Here is a 23,655-nt window from a genome sequence, read left to right as displayed (position 1 = left end):
CTTGAAAAGAAAACTATCCTTATTATAACATTTTTTAGGAATAAGATAAAGTTAGAAAATTCACTTACTTTAATATGTAATATCTGGTATAATAGTTTAATATTATCTTATTTTAGAGAGTTGTGGATGATGACATTTTGATAAAACGCATGCAATGTATATAGGTTGATTGTAGTGGAGACTGGGCGACTCCTTGGGGATTAGCAATAGAGGAACGAAGGCTAAAAGCATCACATCCTGTGATAACGCCTTCGTGACCAACTTCGTGTTGGCCCGAGACCCTGGAGCGTAGCGAAGCGGCTCATCGGACGCCCCCAGGAAAGCGCCCAGTCGGAACGGAAATCAACCCCACGCTATGGTGATAAGCTTGAATTTCTGAAAGGGGGAATTTTTATGAAACAGGTTATCGGTCATGAAAATTTATATGTTTGGAGAGGGATTGTTAGTAACTAACACGGTGTGCTTAGTACTAATAGACCTTCCAAACTCTTATTCTATTGAAAATCTAGGAGGACTATTATGCTAAATCAACAAGGATTTAATTTATGGGCTGATGGTTACGATAAAACGGTTCAGCTAAGTGAAGAAAGCAACCAATATCCATTTGCAGGATATAAAGCAGTATTAAATACGATTTTTAACGAGGTTATGCACATACCGAAATCAACTGTTTTAGACATTGGATTTGGCACCGGGGTGTTAACGGAAAAGCTTTATGACAATGGGCATATAATCAATGGATTCGATTTCTCCTCAAAAATGATCGATATCGCTAAAGAAAAAATGCCGAATGCAAACTTATTGGAGTGGGATTTGTCAAATGGGTTGCCAGTAGCGCTCCTTCAACAAAAATATGACGCCATTATTAGCACCTATGCGCTACATCATTTTACTGATGAGATGAAGGTGCAATACATTACTGCGTTATTGCAGCAGCTAACACCTGAAGGTAAGATTTTTATCGGGGATATCGCGTTTGAAACAAAGGCCCAACTTGAAAAATGTCGTGAAGAAAGTATTGGCTATTGGGATGATGATGAATTTTACTTTGTCCATGAGGAAATGAGTTCTTTATTAAAAGGAGTATGCCAATTAGAATTTTACCCGATCACACATTGTGGTGGGGTGTTTGTACTTTCGAATTTTAAGTAGGAAGATGATTAAATGATTATTTCTGATTATATATATGGTGAATTCGAGATAGATGATGTGTTAGAGGAACTTATTTTGAGTAAACCGATGCAAAGGTTGAAGGGTATTCATCAAGGTGGGGCAAGTTATCTTGTAAATAGCAAATGGAATGTAACACGTTTTGAGCATTCAGTTGGTGTCATGCTGTTAATTAAGCAGGTCGGTGGTTCTTTAGAGGAGCAGATTGCAGGGTTATTGCACGATGTTTCACATACAGCTTTTTCGCATGTCATTGATTTCGTCCTAGATAATAAAGCGGAAGATTATCATGAAGAAATATTTATGGATGTAATCAGGAAATCAGAAATTCCTATTATTCTTAAAAAGTATGACTACAATTATGAGCATCTACTTTTAAATACTGCGACATGGAATTTACTTGAACAACCAGCTCCTGAATTATGTGCAGATCGAGTAGATTATACGTTAAGGGATATGTATGTATACGGACAAGCCTCACTAGAAGAAATACAAAAATTTTTAAATGATATAATTGTTTATCAAGGGAAGATGTGCCTTCAAAGTATTGAACTTGCAGAATGGTTTGTCAAAACATATTATCAAGAAGTTCTTGATTTCTTTATGGATCCGTTAAATATTTATGCCTATTATAAATTGGCTCAAACGCTAAAGTTATCTTTAGAGAAAAAGATCATTACACTTGCTGATTTTCTTAAGGAAGATCATGAACTAATCGAACGGATAAAATACTCTAATGATAGGCAAGTGCAGAGCCTTTTAAAACAGCTTCATTCAGATGTAAAAGTGGGGGTGGATCAGAAAGAATTTGATATTCATCAAAAGAATAAAACTCGACTTATCGATCCTTTGCTTTACCTTCACAATAGATTATTAAGGGCTAGTGAATTATCTGAAGATGTTAGAAAAATGAATGTAGCTGCTAATGAAAAATTTCAACAGGGTGTGTTTGTGAAGATTCTTTGAGTTTCTTGGTAAATCACAAAAAAGTTAAGATAAATTATTTTAGACTCTCGATAAATATAAGATTCTTCTCGATAAAACTAGTAAATGGGCTGCCAGTGGACAGCCCATTTAGTTTAGTATGGGGGGATCTTCCTTATTGGATGTTTTTACGTGAATGGAACGTTATTTCTTTCAACAGCAATCCCGATTATTTATCCGAAATGGTTAAAGCCTTATGCTGAATTGCCTACCAAATTATTCGTGTGTTAAAAATCTTTATCAAGATGGAAGAATTCTCTTTTGATATATCGTCAGTTACGATATAATCGTTTGAAACGATATAATAAAGGAGTACATTTAATGATTACAGAAATAAATAACTATTTTACATCGATTTTTTACCATCTACATACAACGCATGAAGATTCAATTTCGCATCAGAGCGTACGTATTTTACAGATGATTCAAAAGGAAGATGAAGTAACTGTGCGTGATATTGCAGGGTTACTGAATATTTCTCAAAATACAGCGTCTGAGCATATCAAAAAGCTGGAGCGTAATGGCTGGGTGAAAAAGGAGCGGGCTCTCGACGATCAACGTAAAGTCCATATTCATTTAACGGCTGATGGACTTCGTGTTTTAAAGAAAAACACAGAATTAGATGATAAGAAACTGCAACATGCACTAAACCAGCTTTCAGAAGAAGATCAACAAATAGTTTTACAGGCATTTCGTTTATTAAGCGAGGTGGCTAAATAATGTACACATTTGTAAAAATTCTATGCTCGGCAGCCGTTATTGGTATTGTGACAGAGATTGCTAGAAGATTTCCTAGCTATGGTGGCATTATCGCAGCACTACCACTTGTCAGTATTTTAAGCATCATTTGGCTTACTGTGCAAAGTGAATCGAGTGAGCATATTCAGCGGTTTACAGTTGGTGTAATCGTTGGACTACCAGCGACAATGGTGATGCTATTTGTTATTTATATGGCGATGAAATCATCGATCCATATCGTTTTTGCTATTGGACTTGGTGTCATTTCGTGGGCAGTATTTCTAGTTGTTCAAAAAGCCATAGCTAGTATGTTTAATTTTTCAATTTAGGAGAATGATAGATGACAGTGATTCCTATTCAGCAATTACCCCAACAAGATGTGGTGCAGTTTTTTAAAGAGCATTGGGGAAGTACAGAAATGGTCATTTCCAGTGGGATTTATGACTGTAGTAAATTAGAGGGGTTTGTCTATGTAGATGAACAAAATATGATTTTAGGTCTTGTGACGTATAGTATTCGTGAGGTAGAATGTGAAATTATTTCCCTTGATAGTATTGTAGAAGGAAAGGGAATAGGTTCATTGCTAGTACAAGCAGTTGAGGAAAATGCTTTCGAACAAGGCTGTAAGATCATTACCCTTATAACGACAAATGATAATTTACACGCGATCAATTATGCCTTGGCATAATTGCGTCCGGAATCGGCTTTGTGCTTGCACAAAGAACTCCTTTCCGATTCCGTGACATCCGCCGGAGGCTTTAACTTCTTTCAGCGGATGTTTGGACAACCGCTGAAAAATAACTTAAACCCGCATTCATCTCACCACCTATAGAGGTGGGATACTTCAGCTGAAAGAAGTTAAGATTCTATCAAAAAAGAGGTTATTACTTAGTCGAAATTATACAAAACGCGGTCGAACAAGCAAGAGTTTATAAACCTGAAATTCCTTTAATCGGAAATGATGGGATTCCAATACGTGATGAAATACGGTTAGCAAAACAATCTGGCTTTTAATGAGTCAGGTTGTTTTTATTTTCAAGGTTACATAACCTACGATTTCTCGCTATACTTGATAAGTAGCAAGAAAGTGAGGAATGACATGAAAAAATTACTATTTGTATTATTATTTAGCGTTCTAGTGGTGGGAGCCGCTTTCATCATTTATTTAAAAAGCAATCCACCGCTCGTCATGAACAGCTTTACGAATCCTACAGATAATTCAACTATAAGAATCGTAGAAATAGAAAATAAAGGATTGCGTGAGATAGAGCTTCAACAAATTCTCGTTAATGATAAAGTACCTGAAAATGCCGAGCTTGTCGTGAGTAAATCTGAACCGATTGAAGCAGAAACGAAGCTGGTAGGTAATCCGAATATTACCTATCATAAATTACGGCAAGTAACTATTTTTCCTAGTCAATACATAGATCGCCAGGCCATTGGAAAGCAGCCTCAGCATTATGCAGTAAAGGTTGAAGCACCTTCTATTAACAAAATAACGATTAAGTACGATTATTTAAAAATACCATTTACTTTAACAGCTGAATTACAAGCGGCAAAGTAAAGTGAAACTATAATCAGTGGGGGTTTCTTACCCCACTGATTTTTAGTCTTCACCAATGGTGCTTTCAAAGGCAGTTGACCTTTCACTAATTTTGGCTGGGATACTTGTATCCACCGCTTTGCTTATTACTGCCTGTAAATGCGGTGTAGTGGTTTTAATGGCTAAGTCAGTATATACTCGTTATTTGTCTTATCCTTTATACCTATGTCATTTCATAAGATTGTTTGATGAAAAAATACTACGGCTCCTAAAGGATGGTAATCTTATAGTAATAGCCATTGCAATGTTAGGAGGGACTAAATGGGATTTCTCGTCGTTAGTATAGTACTTGTTATCTGTATTTTCACTGTGACTTTAGTGGTTATTCGGAAGCATTCTAAGGAGGATGTTAAGCTAGAAGTAACTGCTGTATGTGAAGGGGAAAATGAAATAGGTCAAGCTATTATGAAGATATATTTTACATTTTCAATTGGCAAACTAGCACAGCGTAATAAAGAAATAATAGGCAGTATTGATTGGTCAAAAGGATGGATGCCTGTTTGCTATAATTTAAAGGAAAATGGGGTCTATCAGGAGCAACGATTACTCCCTGCTACAAATGAGACAACCTATACAACTTTCGAAATAAACGCTACAAATGTTATTGATCATCTGGGACGGGGTGAGGGGTATGTTGTATTAGTTTTAGAGGATTTTATTTCGACAGATAAATCTAGAGCAGGTGTTATTCTTGCTGTTACTGCTAATATGGTGACCTATCAACTATCTGATTCAACTAGCTGGAATAATGACTTTGCAGTTCATCAAAAAATACAAAAAAGCTATTCGTTAGGAGGAAAGGCCTGATGAATAGCTTTTTTATTTGGTAGGAAATAACGGAACCTATTAAAGTGAATTTCGTAAAATATTAAAGGGAAAGAGTGTCTTGGTTGTATTTCTCTTGGTTGTATTTCTTATGATAATGGGACAACCTTGGATCAAACGATGCCTAATCAATAATCGAAAAGAAGGTAAAAACTTTGGATATTTTAACAAATAAATTGATCATGATTGCTTTATTTATTCTCATCATTCATTCGATAGAGACACTTGCGTATGCAGTTCGATTATCAGGTGCACGTGTAAAATTATTAGCCTCTGCACTATCCTTGTTCAATGTAATGGTCATGGTTTCGAGGTTGGCAAATATGATGCAGCAGCCTTTTACTGGAAGTTTGACTGACACAGCGCCGAAAGAAAACGCGTTAGCGTTTGTGGAGCAGCAATTCAGAGTGCTTATTGGGGCAGCTTCACTAGGTACATTGGTAGGCATTCTACTATTGCCGACTTTTATCGCGATATTTTCAAGGGGCATTATTCATTTATCTGAGGAAAAAGGTTCCATTCCAGCGTTATTCAAAAAAGGTTTTAGTATAGAGTATTTTAAACGTGGAATAAAACACATTCATTTGCCAAGCTTGTCATACTTAAAGGGGATTAGCTGGCGTGATATCCCACTTAAATTATTTATTGTGAATGTCGTAATAACGGCCATCTATACAATTGGTGTCTTGTCTGCACTTTACGCCTCTTTATTAGTTCCAGAAAGAGCAACAACTGCTGTGATGGCATCAGGACTTATTAATGGGATAGCAACGATGTTACTCATCATATTTATTGACCCTAAAATTTCCGTTCTTGCAGATGATGTTATTAATCAAAGAGGTAGCTACTTAAGCCTAAAACAAGCGTCTGTAATGATGATGGGTTCAAGGTTACTAGGCACATTTTTGGCGCAGCTTTTATTTATTCCAGGGGCAAAATATATTGCCTGGTTCACCCAATTTATGACGTGAGGAGGGTTTACACGGATAATCACTATTCAAGCAGAGTAACAGTTTTCAAGAAGGATTGATAACTTACATTAAAGGTTAAGGGATTTGATCCTCAAATGCCTATAGGAATATTAATACCTTCTAAAAAAAGAAACTATATGAGCCAGACAAAGCAACATCTTATGAAATTAATTGAATCGTTATTGTTATAACCTTAAATTCTAGTTTGGTTTCAGCTTGTCGACACACACTGTGATAAGGAACAGTTGATTTTTCACTGAGAGTAGCGACTCCAGATAGCTAATTTCCTACTATGCATAAGCTATAAAAATAACTTTTATTCACACATCACCAAAAGTTTTGAATGACATCTTTGTTAAAACATATGCCATGTATATTAGTTAATTAGAGTGGAGGCTAGACGCCCACAGTGTGCGAAAGCGTAGCGACAGCAACAACAAAGCGCCCAGTCGGAATGGAAATCAACCACACGTTATGGTGATGATCCATTAAATTGTTTCGCGGAAAATTTTCAAATATTGACAAGTAATGAAACATTCGTTATAGTAAGTAACAATTTCACAAAGCAATGAAATTGGCGAAGAGAAGGACACGAGTTTTGATAAGCGATTTACAGAGAGGGAGGCCTAAGCTGAAAGCTTCCTAATGCAGCTAGTAAAACTTACTACCTTTGAGCAGTGCTTGGAAACTTGCACCGTACTTGCAACGTTACTGCATTTCAATGAGCCACTAGTGCATCTAGTGGGAATTTGGGTGGAACCACGGGTAATCAACACATGCTCGTCCCTTATGGGGCGAATATGTGTTTTTTTTATTTTTAACTTCTTTCAGCAGAAGTCTCCCACCTCTATAGGTGGTGAGATGAATGCGGATTTAAGTTACTTTTCAACGGATGTCCAAACACCTGCTGAAAGAAGTTAAAGCCTCAGGCGGATGTCACGGAATCGGAAAGGAGTTCTTTGTGCAAGCACAAAGCCGATTCCGGACGCAATTATGCCGAGGCATAATTGATAAAAAAGGAGTAGAGAACATGTCAAATCAAGTAATTAACATTCAATTTCCAGATGGTAAACAACAAGCATTTTCAAAAGGTGTTACACTAACCGACATTGCACAAGCGATTAGCCCCGCTTTACGTAAAAAAGCAATCGTAGGGAGTGTGAACGGAACCATCATTGATTTGACGCGCTCGATTTTGGAGGATTCACAAATTTCCATATACGATGCAAGCACAAAAGAAGGAATTCAGGTAATTCGTCATTCAACAGCCCATTTATTAGCCCAAGCAATTAAGCGTTTATACCCTGCTGCTCAATTTGGGGTCGGACCAGTTATAGAAAATGGGTATTACTATGATATCGACATTGCGCATTCCTTTGCGCCTAGTGATTTACAACGAATTGAAAAAATGATGAAACAAATTGTTCAAGAAAATATACAAATAAAGCGCAAAGAAGTAACAAGAGCTGAGGCACAACAGTTATTTGCTCATGATGCGCTAAAGCTAGAGTTATTAAAGGATATTCCTGAAAATGAAGTAGTAACAGTTTATGAACAAGGAGATTTTTATGATCTTTGTCGTGGGCCACATGTACCTTCTACAGGGAAACTGCAACACTTTAAATTAATGAATGTGTCAGGTGCTTACTGGCGTGGAGATAGCAATAATCAAATGCTTCAGCGTATATACGGTGTAGCCTTTGCCTCAAAAAAAGAGCTTGAGGAATATTTTGTTTTTCTAGAAGAGGCGGAGAAGCGGAATCACCGAAAGCTAGGAAAAGAACTAGAGTTATTTATGTTTTCAGAGGAAGCACCAGGGATGCCATTTTATTTAGCAAATGGTCAAATTATCCGCAACGAATTGGAGTCTTATTTACGTCATTTACAAGCAAAATTTGATTACCAAGAAGTACGGACACCATTGATGATGAACCAGCGCTTATGGGAGCAGTCAGGACATTGGGATCACTATAAAGAAAATATGTACTTTACAAATGTAGACGACCAAAGCTTTGCATTAAAGCCTATGAATTGCCCTGGACATATGCTGATTTTTAAAAATGATTTACATTCGTATAGAGATTTACCGATTCGTATGGCTGAATTTGGTCAAGTTCATCGACATGAATTTAGTGGTGCATTAAATGGACTTTTACGAGTGCGTACGTTTTGTCAGGATGATGCACATATTTTTGTTACTCCACAGCAAATTGAAGATGAAATTGCGCTTGCCCTGAAGATTATTGATGAGGTATACCAAGTTTTTGGCTTCCAATACGATATTGAATTATCAACACGTCCCGCTGATTATATGGGGGAACTTGAGCTTTGGAACCAAGCCGAAGCGGCGTTAGAAAACGTACTAACGAATCTAGGCTTTCCTTTTACAATAAATGAAGGTGATGGAGCGTTTTATGGACCAAAAATTGATATTCATATAAAAGATGCCATTCATCGCAGTCATCAATGTGCAACGGTACAGCTCGATTTCCAACTACCTGAAAAATTCGACTTAACATATGTCAATGAACAGAATGAAAAAGTAAGACCTGTCGTTATTCATCGAGCGGTATTCGGTTCTATTGATCGCTTTTTAGGCATATTGATTGAGCATTTTGGAGGGGCGTTCCCAACATGGCTTGCACCTCAGCAAGTAAAAGTCATTGGGGTTGCAGATAAGCATCGAGAATATGTCCAGCATGTTGTTGAAGCTTTACAAAATGAACAAATCCGTGTAAGTATTGACGATCGACAAGAAAAACTAGGTAAAAAAATTCGTGAAGCTCAAATGAAAAAAACACCTTATGTTGTAGTGCTTGGTGATAAAGAAATGGATACTCAACATGTCACTGTTCGTAAATATGGTCAGCAAGCATTAATTGAAAAACCATTGCAGCAGTTTATAGAGGAAATAAAGCAAGAAATACAGCAAAAGGCCTTATCTTAAAAAGGGGACATCCACATTCATCTCACCATTTATAGAGGTGGGAGACTTCTTTACCTGTACTTGTCGTTTCGCTTTCAGTACAAAAGATTGCTGAAAGAAGTTAAACGAGGTCCTATAAAACAATTTAGCTCGACTCTAGGAGAAGTCAGTACTCCCAAGAGTCGAGCTATAACAGCCGTAGAATATATATTATTTTCCGAATTTGCATAAAAATGTTAGTTTTTTCTTCGAATTTGCTACTATTAATCAATTTTCAAGCATACAATAAATTAAACAACAATCGAAATACAATTATTTGATGGTATTACTTTGGTAATTACTATTTCCTAAAAGGATTGTTTGTGTCTCCGCGTCAATGACCAGGTATTTATGATAAGACTCCTGATTCAATTGCTTAAAGGATGCTAAAAAATATACTTGTCGATTGGGATGAATAAAAGTATGTTGAGAGAGGTCTGTTTTTTTACGTATAAAATTTGTTTTTAGATTAAATGTTTCCTCAGCCTTCGAAAAGTCCTTAAAGGCTATTCTTTGACGAATGTTCAAGGTAGCATTGTTATATTCCTCATAGATTGTCCTATCTAATTGATGGTAAAAATCATTCTCAGTACGAAATGCTTGATATTGATTATTAGGGTATTTATAAGATGTAGTTCCAGAAGGTATGCAAAGAATCGGTGCTTTGTTTTCAACTGAATCTTGAGGCTGCTGTAGTAAAAAGCTTGAAGCGATCAATGATAAAATAAATACCTGCATGATTAAGCCTCCTTTTTCCTGTCATCAAAAAGATAGCCCATTTATATGATATTTATACATATCTTCTCAACAGCAATAGGCTTTATAACCGGAATTTAATACAGGATAAAACTAGGCGAATCATCGGAAATCATTTTAGCTTGCTTTATGGATTGCTTTTGAATATTTATTTAGTAGGACATCTAATTCTTGGCTACAATCTACCACACTGGGATGGGTGAAACCTAAATCCATAGCCTTTTTATACATATCTTTCCTTTTATTTTCAATCTCCATCTTCAAGAATTGTTTAAACGATATATTAACCAAAATCTTTTCCCCCTAAATTTTTTTCTTCATATTATTCTTGAAATACATTGACCTCGATTCAACTTTTTCATTGTATCTCACCTAAAATGAAAAATATGTCATATTGTGTATAGCTTGAGAAATTCGTAATTTAGTCATAGAAAAAAATATTAATTCTTACATGATGGAAATAAATACAGAATAATAGTGTTGAATATTTATGCCTATATAAATTACTTTTATTGTATTATTGGTGTGTTTTTTACCCTTAATATTAGAATATTAGTGTTTTTTTTTGACTAGATTTCAGAAAATGTTTAAGGTGATATTTAATAGATTAGCGTCTTTTGTACTATGAAAATTTATGCAGGTATCGACGAGAATTTTTATGGTCTTTATTTTCTTGTCACAATTTATCAAATATACTTTTTTGTTGTTTGATATTGAAGAGATTTCTTTCTGGTTTAAATGTTGAGAATTTTCGAAATATATAGAATGATGGAAGAAGTAGTATGTGAATCTATTAAATGATAGGGGGAGGTATACAATGTTGAAGTTAAAGTTGCCAATACTAATCGTTATTGTCGTTTCAAATTTAATGTTAATAGCATGTTCAGAAGAGAAGTCAAAATTAGGAGAATCACCAGGAACAACATCGGTTACTAATCATAACGTTCAACATGTGGAAGATTGTAAATCGACTCCTCCAGTCATTGATAGGGAGTATGATTTTACATATTTAGAGGAATTGCCAGAGGAAAAACGAGTTTTATATGAAGAATTCTTAAGCAATGAGAATATGAATAGTTTAAAGACTTTTACACCAGAGGAAATGGTGTTAATTATGATGAATTTAATATATGAGCATAATTTCGATAAACTCTATGCAATTACCTACAATAACAATGAGCTTCCAGATAAACAAACGTTTATTGATGAGTATATAAACTATTTATTAGATGAACAAATACAGGATTATTTAATATACCGATACTACAATGATATTTTATTAGATAGAGAAACTAGTACAGAAAGTATAGCAATTGTTCAATTGGATATAATTTTCGGAAGCTCTCACTATCGTAAGATATTTGCTTTACTAAAAGAGGATGGTATGTGGAAGGTTGATTTATATAATTATATAAAAGAAAAGAAAGCAAAATCTGAAGAAAAATAGAGGAAACAATTATGACCGTAATATACTTTGTAAGACACGCGCATTCTTACTATACAGCTGATGAGTACAATCGCCCGCTTTCTGATAAAGGTTTTGAGGATCGGGATCGTGTGACAAAATTATTTACCAATAAAATAATCCATGCTATATATTCAAGTCCTTATAAAAGATCTGTTCAGACGGTGGCAGGTATAGCACAAGAACATAAGCTAGAAATAAATACGATAGATTCTTTAAAAGAAAGAAACCTATCTAATGGGAATCTACTGGACTTTGACACTGCGATTCATCAAGTATGGAGTCATCCGAAATTCGCATTTGAGGGTGGGGAATCAAATGAAGTCGCCAAGGAACGAGCTATTACTACCTTACAAAAAATTATCCTTGCACATCCAAATGACAATATAGTGATTGGTACACATGGCAATATAATGGTCTTAATGATGCAATATTTTGATGCACAATATAATTATTCATTTTGGAAGGGACTTTCAATGCCTGATGTTCATCAACTTACATTGCAGCATTTCGTGTTAAGTGATGTACAAAGAACTTGGAAAGATTAGGGGATGGAAAATAGAAGGGGGGCTGTCAATTGGCAGCCCCTTGCTTCATTTTATCGAGAATTTTTGTGATTTATCGTGAAAATCAAAGTACTTCTAGCCCTATAGAAGATTGTTTTTCCAATTGAGTCCATTCTTCTCGTAATAAACCGAATAGCAAGACATCATGAAATTGACCGAAGCGGAAAAGTTCATTTCGTAAACTACCTTCTTGTGTAAAGCCACACTTTTCATAAGAACGAATTGCTCCTTTATTAAAGCTGAAAACTTGAAGTTTGATTTTATTAATGGAAATATAGTTAAAAATAAAGTGAATAAGAGTATTCATTGCATCCGTTCCAAGGCCTTTACCATGCCATTGTTCGCCAATTGAAATGCCTACAAAGCAAGTACTGTTTTTCCAGTTGATTCCATAGACACCGCAAGAACCGATAAGTTCATTTGACGACTTTTCGAATATACCGAAAAAAAACTCCTCTTTTTTTCCACTAATACTTTGAAAGAATGAAGAATGATCCTCAAAGGTATTTGGAAAGGGAATGTCGTCATTAGCCAGTAACAACGTCTTGTGTTCACTTTCAATTTTTACAAATGTTTCTAAGTCGGAGGAAGCCATTTGCTTTAAAGTAATAGCTTGTCCTGTAAGAAATTCTTTAAAATAGTTTTCCATTTTTTTGTTTTCTCCCTTGTTTAAGAGCTGCAGTTAGAGGTTACATCCCTTGTGTTATTTGTTGTATAAACAAAAATCAACTGCACTTTTCGCACTCATATTCACAACCCCTTAAGTTTAGATAACTTTATAGTAGCATTTTTGGTGATAAGTGGAAATAAATATTTTTAAAGCTTATCTCCGTAACGATGGGGTGATTTCCGTTCCGATTACTATACATGGCATACGTTTTAATAAATGTATCCCCAACTTTTGGTGATAAATCTATTTAATTATATTTTTTTGAAGGGCGCCAATTTGTCTGAATGTCTACATCTTGTTGCTCCATCCAATTTAGAAAATTCTCTGTGCATTGAATATCGTAGTCTAACACTGCTTCATATACATAAATCGAAGGAAGCGTTATAGATTTTTTTAGAAGTTCTTCTTTAATATTTAAAATATACTTCCGACTTTCATTTGTTAAGGAATCGTTCATTAACGATACTAAATCTCTTGATAGAGGGCCATTCCGTGTTTCTGAAAACAGCCACATATCAATATTCCAAATTTCTGATGGCATTTGCTCATATTGTATTTTAAAATAGATACCATTAAATGGTGTTTCTAAATAATTACGATACTTTAATTCTAAAACTTTCGGATTGCTAGTTAAATCAGATAATATCGTCATAGCTTCTGCTGCATTAGGGCGAACACAAAATGTTTCGATATCGATATCTTGATCCACTAGTAAATCGTATGCTGTAGCTCCGACAACATAAGCTTCTCCAATGGTATTCCATTTTTCTATCAGCTCCAATTCTTCTAAAATGAGCAAGGCTGTTTCTTTTCGTTTTTGAGCCCTCTCTAATAGTTCCAATATGATCACCTTCTCTAAAATAATTTTCTAAATCATGTTAGAATACATTATATTTTCTATTTTTTCAATATATTATAATGGGAATAAACGGGGTACTAAATGCGTACTTTCAATCTATATATGAAATGTCAAATTCCGAACGCATTGTTTATCAGTGCAAAAGTGAATCGTCAGTGGCGAATGTCGTGTGTAGCAAAAGCAATGCGACAGTTACAATTACGCCAAGGTGGAACGACGACTCAAGATGAAAGGGGAGCTATGATGAGATTAAAATTTTATGAAAAAAAAGATGATCACTTAATTGAACGATATACGATCACAGAGGAGCAGCTTCGCTATACGATGTCTCCGAAAGAGAGCATTGAACTAGTGAAACAGGATATTAATCGTCACGCTATTCTTGTATTAGATGAAGATAAGCTCGTGACATTCTTCGTGCTGCATGAAAAAGAGGGCGTTACGCCATATTCCTCTAATGAACAAGCGATTTTAATCCGGGCTTTTTCAACAGATTTCTATGAACAAGGTAAAGGCTATGCGAAAGCGGCATTACAGCTTTTGCCGGACTTTGTTCTGACGCATTTTCCAACCATTAATGAGCTTGTGTTAGGGGTTAATCTACCGAATACTGCCGCACAGTCACTTTATAAAAAATGCGGATTTGTCGACGAAGGAAGGCTGGCAACAGGGCTCAGAACTAAGATTAAGGTGATGAGTTATTACTTAAGTTAAAGTAACAGAGAAAAACTTGATTAGAAAATGCTGTGCTTGTCCTTTGATGAAGCTACTTAATTTTGCGTATAAAGAATGAGGTGAACAGAATGACACAATTGCTGGAAGCAAGTATGAAGCATTGCAACGAAATATGTGCGATTGATCGAAACGTAATTGGAGATTATTCGAGAAGCGAATATTTGCGTACAGCCATTAATGAAAAACGTTGTATTATTCAACAAACAGAAAAAGAGATTACTGGTTTTCTTATTTTTACGAAGGACTTTTTTGAAAACTGCTTCATCTCATTAGTTATTGTTAAGCCCTCTGAGAGAAGAAAGGGCGTTGCAACAGCACTGCTAGCTTTTTATGTAGAAATGGCAGCGGCACCCAAAATTTTTTCTTCTACTAACCAATCCAATATTAGTATGCATAAGGTATTTGAAACGGCAGGATTTATAAAAAGTGGGTTTATTGAAAACTTAGACGAGGGAGACCCAGAAATCATTTATGTGAAATATAAATAGAAGCAAGACAAGTCTCGTAGTAAAGTTTCTGCTGCGAGACTTGCAACTATGAAAAGCTATTTACTTGCTCGTATTATTAAAAAATATCTTGATGAATGACTATTTGAATGTTTAAAAACCGATTAATTCCCACAAGAACTGAATATAAAGAAAAAGTCATATATATTGCTGCATATAATGATGAGGGGTAAAAGGAAATGAAGATTAGTCAAATGAAATGGGCTGGTTATGCCGCATGTATCTGGTCGCTCTTGTATATTCCGATTCACATTTATTAGGGATTTGGAGGAATGGCATGGATGCCTGGGGTTTGGAAAGAGGAGGCGATGTGGGAAGCAGTAAACTGGGGAGCATCTGCAATGTTGTTAGTAGCTGCAATACTTGCGTTTTTACTGGTTCATACTTGGGGGAAAAGTATCCCACGATGGTTAATGCTTGTTATGGGTTGGACTGCTTGTATACTTCCGTGCATGCATGTTGTATATGGCTATGTTACAAAGGGGCTCTTCTTGGCTGGCATTATTCGTTTAGAGTTCTTTGATTTCTCTGCATGGGCAACTGTAGACTTCGAATATTTGATCCTAACTGACCTTTTACTTTTCGAACCTTGGTTTTTGATCGCAGGGATCTTATTCGGATTGGCTACTTTGCACTATCAGAGTGATATAAGGGGGAGTAATGGATTAACAATGTAATACTGAATAAGGTTTGAGCAATAAATAATGTAAAAAACCTGAGAAGTTACTGTAATTAATAATAATTGTGGATAAAATTTCAGATGTCTTATCCAATTAAAGGGCGCTTTTCTTGAATAAGAGGGTGTCTTTTGGTATGCCTCAACACATTTAAAAGAATAGATCTTGTTAGGGTAAAGGAAAGATTGTAAAGAATTCTACTAGTAGAAGATTCGATTTTCGAACTATAAAAAAACAGAGTTTATTTCTACGCATTTTTGTAGATTAACTCTGTTTTTTTTGTTGTCCATCAAGATTTAGTTTAGCAACAATCTTTAAGAAAACGGCTGAGAAAATATACTTATATCCCAAGCGATGGTAAGATATGGGTATAGTCGTGCCGTCTTTTCGTTAATATAGGTGGCTTGTTTTTTTGATATGAGGGCGTCTTTAAGAGATCTCTTCTCTACTTTATGTCACGTAACTGTAACAATTCTGAAAAAATAAAATCATTTAAAGGGAAATGATGGCACTTATTTTGATGAATAACGTTATTTTTATTGGAAGCTACTAGATAGTTTCCTCAAAAAATGGATCATCACAAAATGGAGGGAGTGCAATACCATTTATTAAGTTGATTGGAGTGGAGGCTGGGCGACTCCTTGGGGATCAGCGATAGGGGAACGAAGGCTAAAACCATCAGATCCTGTGATAACGCCTTCGTGACCAACATCGTGTTGGCCCGAGACCCTGGAGCGAGCTACGCGAGTGAAGCGGGTAGAGGAACGAAGGCTAAAAGCATCACGTCCTGTGATAACGCCTTCGTGACCAACATAGTGTTGGCCCGACGCCCCCAGGAAAGCGCCCAGTCGGAACGGAAATCAACCTCACGTTATGGAGATTCGCAAAAAAATATTTTGGAGGATTTTACATTGAGTAAAGAAACATTATTAAGTTTAAGTAGTAATTCATTGTTCGTGGCATTTATTTTACTACTAATCGCCATTATACCGATTGGACTTGCCGTGAAATCCAAAGGAAAGATGTTTGGAAAAGTCGGTCTTCTACTTACATATATTGCATTTGCTTTACAGCTAGTTTATTTCATTTTAAGATGGATTGCTGTTGATCATGCACCTGTAAGTAATATGTATGAGTTTATGACGTTCTTTGGCATCATGCTTACTGGTAGCTATCTGATTATTCATTTTTTATATAAGCAAATTGTTGTAGGCTTGTTTACGATTCCTGTGTCATTAATTATTCTCGGTTATGGAAGCGTTTTTACAAAAACGGTTTCACCGCTTGTTCCATCATTGCAAAGTAATTGGTTAACGATTCATGTTATGACAGTTGCATTTTCAAGTGCTGTTTTATCGGTCTCATTTGCAACAGGTATTATTTATTTGTTAAGAACATTAGATGTTTCTAAGTTTTCGAAGAGTACAGTTGCCTTGGAATTTGTTATGTATTGTTTAATTGTCGTGATTGGCTTTATTGGGGTTGGCACTTATTTTAACTTAGCAGGGGATAAAATCGAGGTTCAATTTGAAAATAAGCTAGAAAAGAAAGAAACAGCCGAATATACGATGACGCCATTGATTGTCAATAAAGGTGCAGTAACAGCTAGTGGGGATCAGGTTGGCGTTTTGCAGATTACTAATAAGCTAGATGCGAAGAAATTGAACACGATTGTTTGGTCATTTATCGTTGGCACGATTTTATATGGGGTGATTGTACTCATTACGAGAAAACGATTAATTGTTTTGTTAAAGCCATTAACAAACCGTGTACAGCCAGCATTAATGGATGAAATTACATATCGAGCTGTTGTCATAGGTTTCCCATTATTTGCCCTAGGAGGTCTGTTGTTTGCTATGATTTGGGCACAGATTGCTTGGAGTAGGTATTGGGGTTGGGATCCTAAAGAAGTGTGGGCACTTATTACATTTTTATTTTATGCCGCTTTCCTTCATTTCCGACTTTCAAAAGGCTGGGAAGGGGAAAAGACAGCTTGGTTAGCGATTATTGGATTTGGAATTATCGTGTTTAATCAAGTGTTTGTTAATTTAGTAATTGCAGGTTTACATTCTTACGCGTAAGAGAGCTTGCTAATTTCCTAAGCTGAATATAGTTAACTAAAAAAGAGACATCCGCAATTTGGATGTCTCTTGAATTTTGCACTCTACATGTTAAAGCTATAAATTAAAGCTTTACAACATTAGTAGCCTGAGGTCCGCGATTACCTTCTTCAACGCCGAACTCTACTTTTTGGCCTTCATCTAAAGTTTTAAAGCCATCTGTTTGAATAGCAGAGAAATGTACAAATACATCATTTCCACCTTCTACCTCGATAAAACCAAAACCTTTTTCTGCGTTAAACCATTTTACTGTACCTTGTGTCATGTGAAAAACCTCCCAAAAAAATTAAACAATCATATTGCTTCGATCGCTTGCAAAAAAATTCACATACTCAATAGCTCGTAATACTTTTGAATACGTGTTTTTAGCGGCTAAGATGAAGTAATGTAATTATTGTTTTTATTATATAACAGTTCCAGACATTTATCCAGTATATTCCGAATTTAGTAATATAAAATTTACATTACCTCTATTTTAACCATGCTTTTTCTTTAGCGACAATTACAGCCTCTGCACGTGATTCTACGTTTAGTTTGACAAAAAGTTTAGATAAATAATTTTCAACAGTGCGCTGTGTAACCCCAATGGCTGAAGCAATTGCTTTATTTGTACAACCTTGTGCAACAAGCTGTAAAATCTCTTGCTCCTTGTCACTTAGTAAAACATCTTGCTGCATATTTGGAAGATTGGTCCGCTGCTGTACGAAATCTAAAAAATCAGCTGATAGTAGGATCTCGCCCCTTAGTGCAGCTTCAATGGTTTGAATCACTTGCTGTTTCGTGGCAAGTTTGGATAATAGTCCATCGATTTTTTTCTCGATAAGTAGTTCGTAATAATCGGAAACCTCATATCCTGTATAGAGTAAAATAAGTGCTTCTGGTTGCTTTTTCTTAATCATTTCTGCAAGCTGAATACCATTGATGGGCTTCATATTAATATCGATCAAAAATAATTGAAAAGATTGAGCATCCATTCTCGACAGAACAGCGACGCTATCCTGTTCCGTGTCTATATGGACATTTGTTAAATCTTGTAATAACGTTTTTGTACCATCTAAAACGACAGGATGGTCATCTATAATAAGAATATTAATCATCTGAATCCACGTCCTCTTGTATTTGAATAAATATATGCATTCCTTCATTTAAATTGGAGGTTATCGTGATATCCCCATTAAAAGCACGGACTCGTTCTCGAATACCATTAATGCCCATAGAAGCTGAAGAGTGCATTAAACCTTCAATATTACAGCCAATACCATTATCATCGTATTGGAGGATGAAGCCACGATCTATCGCTAGTAGTTTTAGTGAAACTTCGGTTGCCCCAGCATGCTTAATGGCATTATTTAAGAGCTCCTGCACTAGGCGATAGACGACTAAATGTAAAGTTACATCTTGAAATTGGACACGTTCTATTTGAGCTTTTAACAAAAAGTCTGCTCGTATTTTTACCTTTTGCATTAGTTTCTTTAAGGCGATTTGTAGCCCAAATGTGTCTAGCAAAGGAGGGCTTAAATTCTCACAATACTCACGTAAGTCCTTCGATGCATCCAGCAACTGCTCACGAATATTTAATACCTTTTCTTTTTTTATAATAGGCGAGCTAGCAAGTACATCTAACTCTCTCGCTAAATGAAGTTGCTCTTGCAAAATAGTATCATGTAATTCCTGTGCTAAAATACTTTTCTCCTTTTCGATGATATTCCATAATAATTTGTCGAGCCAAGGAAGCTGTGTATCATTGTGATCCTTCATAAGCTTTATTTCACATACTAAATCTTCAATGAGCTTTAAATTATCAATAAACATCGAGACATAGAGGGCGAGTAACTCTAGCCAAAGAAGCTCTTCTTTTTGTAATACATGTCTAATGGTTAACATGATTTTTTCTTCGCCTGTATCATGTAATAATAGGTGATTCCCTATGTTGACTTCATCACAAGTGACATGCGCATCTTCTTTTATTTTTGTAATCGTAAAGGCTGTTGTACCAAGCTTTTCTGTTATTTCATACTTAAATTGATCCAGTAATTCTTGCTGATTTTTTGCTTTACCCATACGATTAACCGCAGCATATAAATTATGTACATAATTGCCAGTGGATGAAAAAATAATCTTTCGATATTTAAAATCAAGCTGCTCTTTTATATAGAAACTAGCAATGATGACGAGGAATACTAGTATAAAGACACTCGTAATTTTAACAATCGATAATTTGTCAATTAACAGGATGGTAATACCCGTAGTTAATAGTAATGCACTAAAAAAAGCAAGTGTTGAATAATAACGTAAACGAGATAATTGATATTCAATATCGAATAATCGTTCATTCACTTGAATGAAGATAAAAGAAAAAGGAATAAACAATAAAAATAAGGCGGCTACTTCGGCATGTAAAATAGGGTTCTGCCCTAATAATACAGGTATGACGAAAAACAGTAAAAACGGCAAGAAAGGCGTGATAAATGCAATAGTGATTAAACGGATTTTTTCCAGTTTAGTTCGTATATAACTCGTTAATAAAATATAGATGGCATAGAGAACTAGTACAGCAAACATTCCTAAGTTAATTAATGCTGCTTTCGTACCAAAGTCAGAATTCACATTTATAATGAACTCAGAGCAAGGGATAAATAGTAGCGTTACATATAGCCACTTGGTATTAATGTAGGGCCATTCTATACGTTGGTAGCGGAAATAAAATTGTAAAAAGTGGATGAAAAGCACTATACATAAAACGATACCGGTCCCTATTACTAATGATCCAATTAGACTTCCTCTAACTGAAGCTCCCGTGCTTACATAAGCCAATGAACAGGTTAATAAAAATAATGTAAGTAGACTAGTTAGTGGATTATCCTTATTTCTTCGCCATAAATAGTTAGCAACGCCAAAAGATAGAACAAAATAAAAAAGTGGAAAAATAATTTGCAAATAAAATTCTTCCGGAATATCTTTATGCTTAATTGAAACAGCATGAACATCCCCATTAGGTTTCATAAATGTTAGTTCTTTTGCACAACGAACGTAAGAATCGATTTGATTAGAACTAACGGACTTGCCATCGATTGTCAGTAGTAGATCACCTTTTTCGATATTATTTTGCTGTGCCCAATTTGGATAATAGAACTCGGTCATGACAAGTTGGTCGCTAGTTGTGTCTACCAAAATGCCGATATAAGGTATTTTCGATGCGACTACAAGTACATAAATACCGAGGAGTAGGTAGGTTATGAAAATACTATATGTCCATTTACTCATCGTTTTCTCTCAATTATTTGCATGATAAAAATGCCCCATTTCAATCTTAAGTACTACTATATTATCCATAATTTTTGGTAATTTTGGAATACCGAAAAAGTTGTTTCGGAAAACCACTATAGCTTTTTCGGAATAACGAAGTAGTTTTTTCGGTATAGCCTATGATAGTGTAAATCTATCATATGTGACGAAAAGGGGGAGCGTTGCATGACAAAGAAAGGATTGTCACTTGTCCTTTTTCTAGTCGTCATAATGTCGTACCCAATGACAACAATCGCTAAGAACTTTGAGAATGATGCGGTAAAAGTAGATATTTCCATTATTGGGGGTGACAATCGTTTTGTTTATAAGATTCCAAAGAATTTACATAATGATACGCCGTATATTGAAATGATGAATAAAATTGAATCCTCCTTAGCGAGTCATTGGAAGATCGAGGATGCTCGTTATGAAGCCCACCAGACAGAAGTTGCGTATATTTTTTCGATTAAAGATTTAATTAATGAAAAACAAGATGGGGGAATAAAGGTAGCGATTCCATATACATTTTTAATAGGGATGTTTGGCGAAAACGATGCCATTCAATTACGGATTATGGCCAGCAAACTAATCGACTGGCAAGCCAACTCAATGGATTTGGCAACTCTCGGCTTTGTGGAACCGCCTACTTATTTTAGTGAGCAGGAATATGTGTATGAGGGTGAGGTCAACGAGCTACTACATCAGCGAGTAGGCCATTTTAATGGCTCGGTTATGAAAAGGCAAATGGTACTATATATTGTTATTTATTTTAGCTTTATTTTGGCGCAGCTTATTGCCTGTTTCATATTATCGAGGCGTTTAAAAAAGAGAATTATTAAAAACCCAGAAAACATGCATCAGTTCCGAAAGCTTAATTATATGTATCAAATCATTCCATTCATAATTATCGGTGTGCAAATTGTTTTTCTAATCATGTCAGGGTTACTGACTGCGTTTGGTCTCTATTTTAACCCAATGGTTGATCTTTTGTTTATTATTGCCCCCGTTTTATTTAATATTATTTTGTTGCCAATGTTTTTTGTCACGACGGAGAGTGAAATCGCAAGGGAGCTAGAACACAATACCTTTAGCTCAGACCGGTAAATATTGTTTTTATTTTTTGGCATTCACATGTAGTTATTAGATGATATAATGGTCAACAGCATACTTGAAGGAGCTGTTGGTGAACATGGCGCATCCAGAAATCGCGTACTTAAATTTATTACAACATATATTAGATAATGGTGTTAAAAAGGAAGATCGTACAGGAACAGGTACATATAGTGTATTTGGCTATCAAATGCGATTTGATTTAAGCGAAGGCTTTCCTCTTTTAACGACGAAACGTGTACCATTCAAACTTGTAGCAAGTGAGCTACTTTGGTTTATTAAAGGGGATACAAATATTCGCTATCTACTGCAAAACAATAATCACATTTGGGATGAATGGGCTTTTAAAAAATGGGTTGAGTCTGATGAATATTCAGGTCCCGATATGACAGACTTTGGTCGTCGTTGCTTAGCGGACGAATCTTTCAATGCTGACTATCAAAAAGAATTAGCTTCATTTTGTGAGCGTGTATTAACAGATGATGAATTTGCAAGTAAATACGGCGAACTTGGAAATGTTTACGGCAAGCAATGGCGTAATTGGACAACATCAACAGGGGAAAGCATCGATCAATTGCAAGATATAATCCATCAAATCAAGCACAATCCAGATTCACGACGCATTATTGTCAATGCATGGAATCCAGAAGATGTTATTAATGCAGGAGCGAAGGGCAGTAAAGCTGCACTACCTCCGTGTCACGTAATGTTCCAATTTTATGTCGCAAATGGTAAATTGAGCTGTCAGCTAATGCAAAGAAGCCTCGATACATTACTAGGCTGCCCATTTAATATTGCCTCATATGCATTACTGACACATTTAATTGCACACGAATGTGGTTTAGAGGTAGGCGAATTTATTCATAGCATTGGGGATGCTCATATATATTCAAATCACGTGGAGCAAGTAAAAGAACAGCTTTCACGCGAACTTAAGGACCTACCAACCTTAAAAATCAATCCATATAAAGCGTCAATTTTCGACATAGAGCTCGAAGATCTTTCAATTGAGGGCTATGATCCACACCCAACAATTAAAGCACCAATTGCCGTTTAAAATGAAGCAGCAGCCGTTTTGGTTGCTGTTTTTTTAAAGCAAACAAACAGGGGTGGATAGATAGCTTGGGGTGACGGATGGAAGAGACGAAGTGACGGATGGAACCAGCAAAGTGACGGATAGAAGTCAGAGCGACGGATGGAAGAGCCAAAGTGACGGATGGAACCGGCAAAGTGACGGATAGAAGTCAGAGCGACGGGTGGAAAAGGCGAAGTGACGGAAAGAAGAGGCAAAGCGAAGGATAGAAGAGTCAAAGCGACGGATGGCAAAGCACTAGCGATGGAAAGAAGTCGGAGCGACGGAAAGAAAAGGCGAAGCGACGGATAGAAGAGCCAAAGTGACTGAAAGAAATCAGAGCGACGGATAGAAAAGGCGAAGTGACGGAAAGAAGAGGCAAAGCGACGGATAGAAGAGTCAAAGCGACGGATGGAAGAGGCAAAGTGACGGAAAGAACCGGCGAAGCGACGGATAGAAGAGGCAAAGCGACGGATAGAACCGTCAAAGCGACGGATGGCAAAGCACTAGCGATGGAAAGAAGTCGGAGCGACGGAAAGAAAAGGCGAAGCGACGGATAGAAGAGCCAAAGTGACTGA

At 36.0% G+C, this 23,655-nt stretch carries 25 protein-coding genes and 1 pseudogene; 19 read left to right on the top strand and 7 right to left on the bottom strand.

The window, feature by feature from the left end; all coding sequences use genetic code 11:
• Positions 1-519 precede the first annotated feature (519 nt).
• The 10 genes and pseudogenes from ACQKN2_RS10005 to thrS all read left to right on the top strand — a co-directional run bounded on the left by ACQKN2_RS10005 (position 520) and on the right by thrS (position 9,238).
• Complete coding sequence (locus ACQKN2_RS10005) at positions 520-1,152, top strand: class I SAM-dependent methyltransferase (RefSeq protein ID WP_427414839.1); 633 nt, start codon at positions 520-522, stop codon at positions 1,150-1,152.
• A 12-nt stretch (positions 1,153-1,164) separates the two neighbouring features.
• A complete protein-coding gene (locus tag ACQKN2_RS10000) occupies positions 1,165-2,136 on the top strand; it encodes an HD domain-containing protein (RefSeq protein ID WP_427414838.1) in 972 nt (323 codons plus the stop codon).
• A gap of 339 nt (positions 2,137-2,475) precedes the next feature.
• Positions 2,476-2,874, top strand: coding sequence for a MarR family winged helix-turn-helix transcriptional regulator (locus tag ACQKN2_RS09995; protein ID WP_427414837.1), 399 nt, complete (start codon positions 2,476-2,478; stop codon positions 2,872-2,874).
• The gene (locus ACQKN2_RS09990; protein WP_323650141.1) at positions 2,874-3,221 is read left to right on the top strand and encodes a DUF3147 family protein; all 348 of its coding nucleotides are present in this window, start codon (positions 2,874-2,876) and stop codon (positions 3,219-3,221) included. The genes ACQKN2_RS09995 and ACQKN2_RS09990 overlap by 1 nt, the downstream gene beginning before the upstream one ends.
• A gap of 11 nt (positions 3,222-3,232) precedes the next feature.
• Complete coding sequence (locus tag ACQKN2_RS09985; protein WP_427414836.1) at positions 3,233-3,580, top strand: GNAT family N-acetyltransferase; 348 nt, start codon at positions 3,233-3,235, stop codon at positions 3,578-3,580.
• Positions 3,581-3,991: 411 nt separating this feature from the next.
• Complete coding sequence (locus ACQKN2_RS09980; RefSeq protein WP_427414835.1) at positions 3,992-4,456, top strand: hypothetical protein; 465 nt, start codon at positions 3,992-3,994, stop codon at positions 4,454-4,456.
• 300 nt (positions 4,457-4,756) lie between these two features.
• Positions 4,757-5,302 carry a hypothetical protein gene (locus ACQKN2_RS09975; protein ID WP_427414834.1) on the top strand — a complete coding sequence of 182 codons (546 nt, stop codon included), beginning with the start codon at positions 4,757-4,759 and terminating at the stop codon, positions 5,300-5,302.
• A gap of 200 nt (positions 5,303-5,502) precedes the next feature.
• Positions 5,503-6,291, top strand: a complete 789-nt coding sequence (locus ACQKN2_RS09970) for a lipid II flippase Amj family protein (RefSeq protein WP_427414869.1) — start codon at positions 5,503-5,505, stop codon at positions 6,289-6,291.
• A gap of 62 nt (positions 6,292-6,353) precedes the next feature.
• Positions 6,354-6,482, top strand: a pseudogene (locus ACQKN2_RS09965) (LysR family transcriptional regulator); the annotation flags it as partial.
• An 839-nt stretch (positions 6,483-7,321) separates the two neighbouring features.
• Positions 7,322-9,238 carry a threonine--tRNA ligase gene (thrS, locus tag ACQKN2_RS09960; protein WP_427414833.1) on the top strand — a complete coding sequence of 639 codons (1,917 nt, stop codon included), beginning with the start codon at positions 7,322-7,324 and terminating at the stop codon, positions 9,236-9,238.
• Between the two features lie 291 nt (positions 9,239-9,529).
• Here thrS and ACQKN2_RS09955 read toward each other — a convergent pair whose 3' ends face one another.
• Positions 9,530-9,994: a hypothetical protein gene (locus ACQKN2_RS09955; protein ID WP_427414832.1), complete on the bottom strand. Its 465-nt coding sequence runs from the start codon at positions 9,992-9,994 to the stop codon at positions 9,530-9,532.
• Between the two features lie 135 nt (positions 9,995-10,129).
• Entirely contained in the window at positions 10,130-10,270 is a 141-nt protein-coding gene (locus ACQKN2_RS09950; protein WP_427414868.1) for an aspartyl-phosphate phosphatase Spo0E family protein, read from the bottom strand.
• A gap of 559 nt (positions 10,271-10,829) precedes the next feature.
• Between ACQKN2_RS09950 and ACQKN2_RS09945 the strand changes: the two genes are divergently transcribed.
• Positions 10,830-11,459, top strand: a complete 630-nt coding sequence (locus ACQKN2_RS09945) for a hypothetical protein (RefSeq protein ID WP_427414831.1) — start codon at positions 10,830-10,832, stop codon at positions 11,457-11,459.
• Between the two features lie 11 nt (positions 11,460-11,470).
• Complete coding sequence (locus ACQKN2_RS09940) at positions 11,471-12,025, top strand: histidine phosphatase family protein (RefSeq protein WP_427414830.1); 555 nt, start codon at positions 11,471-11,473, stop codon at positions 12,023-12,025.
• Between the two features lie 82 nt (positions 12,026-12,107).
• Here ACQKN2_RS09940 and ACQKN2_RS09935 read toward each other — a convergent pair whose 3' ends face one another.
• A complete protein-coding gene (locus tag ACQKN2_RS09935; protein WP_427414829.1) occupies positions 12,108-12,692 on the bottom strand; it encodes a GNAT family N-acetyltransferase in 585 nt (194 codons plus the stop codon).
• Between the two features lie 268 nt (positions 12,693-12,960).
• Positions 12,961-13,554, bottom strand: coding sequence for a hypothetical protein (locus ACQKN2_RS09930; protein WP_427414828.1), 594 nt, complete (start codon positions 13,552-13,554; stop codon positions 12,961-12,963).
• 261 nt (positions 13,555-13,815) lie between these two features.
• On the opposite strand from ACQKN2_RS09930, the gene ACQKN2_RS09925 reads away from it, so the two are divergent.
• The 4 genes from ACQKN2_RS09925 (at position 13,816) to ccsB (ending at position 17,571) form a co-directional block, all read left to right on the top strand.
• Entirely contained in the window at positions 13,816-14,286 is a 471-nt protein-coding gene (locus tag ACQKN2_RS09925) for a GNAT family N-acetyltransferase (protein WP_427414867.1), read from the top strand.
• A gap of 89 nt (positions 14,287-14,375) precedes the next feature.
• Positions 14,376-14,795, top strand: coding sequence for a GNAT family N-acetyltransferase (locus tag ACQKN2_RS09920; protein WP_427414827.1), 420 nt, complete (start codon positions 14,376-14,378; stop codon positions 14,793-14,795).
• A 299-nt stretch (positions 14,796-15,094) separates the two neighbouring features.
• A complete protein-coding gene (locus ACQKN2_RS09915; RefSeq protein ID WP_427414826.1) occupies positions 15,095-15,490 on the top strand; it encodes a DUF3995 domain-containing protein in 396 nt (131 codons plus the stop codon).
• Between the two features lie 911 nt (positions 15,491-16,401).
• The gene (gene ccsB / locus ACQKN2_RS09910) at positions 16,402-17,571 is read left to right on the top strand and encodes a c-type cytochrome biogenesis protein CcsB (RefSeq protein ID WP_427414825.1); all 1,170 of its coding nucleotides are present in this window, start codon (positions 16,402-16,404) and stop codon (positions 17,569-17,571) included.
• A gap of 103 nt (positions 17,572-17,674) precedes the next feature.
• On the opposite strand, the gene ACQKN2_RS09905 is transcribed toward ccsB, so the two are convergent.
• The 3 genes from ACQKN2_RS09905 to ACQKN2_RS09895 form a co-directional block, all read right to left on the bottom strand.
• Positions 17,675-17,875, bottom strand: coding sequence for a cold-shock protein (locus ACQKN2_RS09905; protein ID WP_049665562.1), 201 nt, complete (start codon positions 17,873-17,875; stop codon positions 17,675-17,677).
• Between the two features lie 205 nt (positions 17,876-18,080).
• On the bottom strand, positions 18,081-18,707 hold the full coding sequence (locus ACQKN2_RS09900) for a response regulator (RefSeq protein WP_427414824.1): 627 nt from the start codon (positions 18,705-18,707) through the stop codon (positions 18,081-18,083).
• Positions 18,700-20,874 (bottom strand): sensor histidine kinase, encoded by a 2,175-nt coding sequence (locus ACQKN2_RS09895; RefSeq protein ID WP_427414823.1) that lies wholly within the window; start codon positions 20,872-20,874, stop codon positions 18,700-18,702. Before ACQKN2_RS09895 ends, ACQKN2_RS09900 begins: the two co-directional genes overlap by 8 nt.
• A 207-nt stretch (positions 20,875-21,081) precedes the next feature.
• On the opposite strand from ACQKN2_RS09895, the gene ACQKN2_RS09890 reads away from it, so the two are divergent.
• From ACQKN2_RS09890 to ACQKN2_RS09880, 3 genes are all read left to right on the top strand, one after another.
• Positions 21,082-21,999: a hypothetical protein gene (locus ACQKN2_RS09890; protein ID WP_427414822.1), complete on the top strand. Its 918-nt coding sequence runs from the start codon at positions 21,082-21,084 to the stop codon at positions 21,997-21,999.
• Between the two features lie 85 nt (positions 22,000-22,084).
• Entirely contained in the window at positions 22,085-23,062 is a 978-nt protein-coding gene (locus ACQKN2_RS09885; protein WP_427414821.1) for a thymidylate synthase, read from the top strand.
• Between the two features lie 377 nt (positions 23,063-23,439).
• Positions 23,440-23,637 carry a hypothetical protein gene (locus ACQKN2_RS09880; RefSeq protein ID WP_427414820.1) on the top strand — a complete coding sequence of 66 codons (198 nt, stop codon included), beginning with the start codon at positions 23,440-23,442 and terminating at the stop codon, positions 23,635-23,637.
• The last annotated feature ends 18 nt before the right edge of the window (positions 23,638-23,655 follow it).

Source organism: Lysinibacillus sp. NPDC093688 (genome assembly GCF_050280145.1).
GTDB classification, from domain to species: Bacteria; Bacillota; Bacilli; order Bacillales_A; family Planococcaceae; genus Lysinibacillus; species Lysinibacillus xylanilyticus_B.
This window is presented reverse-complemented; position numbering and strand designations above follow the sequence as displayed.

Excerpts from the sequence above, each read along its gene's own strand:
- ACQKN2_RS09950 (WP_427414868.1), bottom strand. The coding sequence starts at position 10,270 with ATGGAGATTGAAAATAAAAGGAAAGATATGTATAAAAAGGCTATGGAT.
- ACQKN2_RS09955 (WP_427414832.1), bottom strand. The coding sequence starts at position 9,994 with ATGCAGGTATTTATTTTATCATTGATCGCTTCAAGCTTTTTACTACAG.
- ACQKN2_RS09985 (WP_427414836.1), top strand. The coding sequence starts at position 3,233 with ATGACAGTGATTCCTATTCAGCAATTACCCCAACAAGATGTGGTGCAG.
- ACQKN2_RS09975 (WP_427414834.1), top strand. The coding sequence starts at position 4,757 with ATGGGATTTCTCGTCGTTAGTATAGTACTTGTTATCTGTATTTTCACT.
- ACQKN2_RS09990 (WP_323650141.1), top strand. The coding sequence starts at position 2,874 with ATGTACACATTTGTAAAAATTCTATGCTCGGCAGCCGTTATTGGTATT.
- ACQKN2_RS09915 (WP_427414826.1), top strand. The coding sequence starts at position 15,095 with ATGCCTGGGGTTTGGAAAGAGGAGGCGATGTGGGAAGCAGTAAACTGG.
- ACQKN2_RS09945 (WP_427414831.1), top strand. The coding sequence starts at position 10,830 with ATGTTGAAGTTAAAGTTGCCAATACTAATCGTTATTGTCGTTTCAAAT.
- ACQKN2_RS09900 (WP_427414824.1), bottom strand. The coding sequence starts at position 18,707 with ATGATTAATATTCTTATTATAGATGACCATCCTGTCGTTTTAGATGGT.
- ACQKN2_RS09885 (WP_427414821.1), top strand. The coding sequence starts at position 22,085 with ATGGCGCATCCAGAAATCGCGTACTTAAATTTATTACAACATATATTA.
- thrS (WP_427414833.1), top strand. The coding sequence starts at position 7,322 with ATGTCAAATCAAGTAATTAACATTCAATTTCCAGATGGTAAACAACAA.
- ACQKN2_RS10000 (WP_427414838.1), top strand. The coding sequence starts at position 1,165 with ATGATTATTTCTGATTATATATATGGTGAATTCGAGATAGATGATGTG.
- ACQKN2_RS09905 (WP_049665562.1), bottom strand. The coding sequence starts at position 17,875 with ATGACACAAGGTACAGTAAAATGGTTTAACGCAGAAAAAGGTTTTGGT.
- ACQKN2_RS09895 (WP_427414823.1), bottom strand. The coding sequence starts at position 20,874 with ATGAGTAAATGGACATATAGTATTTTCATAACCTACCTACTCCTCGGT.
- ACQKN2_RS09970 (WP_427414869.1), top strand. The coding sequence starts at position 5,503 with ATGATTGCTTTATTTATTCTCATCATTCATTCGATAGAGACACTTGCG.
- ACQKN2_RS09935 (WP_427414829.1), bottom strand. The coding sequence starts at position 12,692 with ATGGAAAACTATTTTAAAGAATTTCTTACAGGACAAGCTATTACTTTA.
- ACQKN2_RS09890 (WP_427414822.1), top strand. The coding sequence starts at position 21,082 with ATGACAAAGAAAGGATTGTCACTTGTCCTTTTTCTAGTCGTCATAATG.
- ACQKN2_RS09995 (WP_427414837.1), top strand. The coding sequence starts at position 2,476 with ATGATTACAGAAATAAATAACTATTTTACATCGATTTTTTACCATCTA.
- ACQKN2_RS09980 (WP_427414835.1), top strand. The coding sequence starts at position 3,992 with ATGAAAAAATTACTATTTGTATTATTATTTAGCGTTCTAGTGGTGGGA.
- ACQKN2_RS10005 (WP_427414839.1), top strand. The coding sequence starts at position 520 with ATGCTAAATCAACAAGGATTTAATTTATGGGCTGATGGTTACGATAAA.
- ACQKN2_RS09920 (WP_427414827.1), top strand. The coding sequence starts at position 14,376 with ATGACACAATTGCTGGAAGCAAGTATGAAGCATTGCAACGAAATATGT.
- ACQKN2_RS09925 (WP_427414867.1), top strand. The coding sequence starts at position 13,816 with ATGAGATTAAAATTTTATGAAAAAAAAGATGATCACTTAATTGAACGA.
- ACQKN2_RS09940 (WP_427414830.1), top strand. The coding sequence starts at position 11,471 with ATGACCGTAATATACTTTGTAAGACACGCGCATTCTTACTATACAGCT.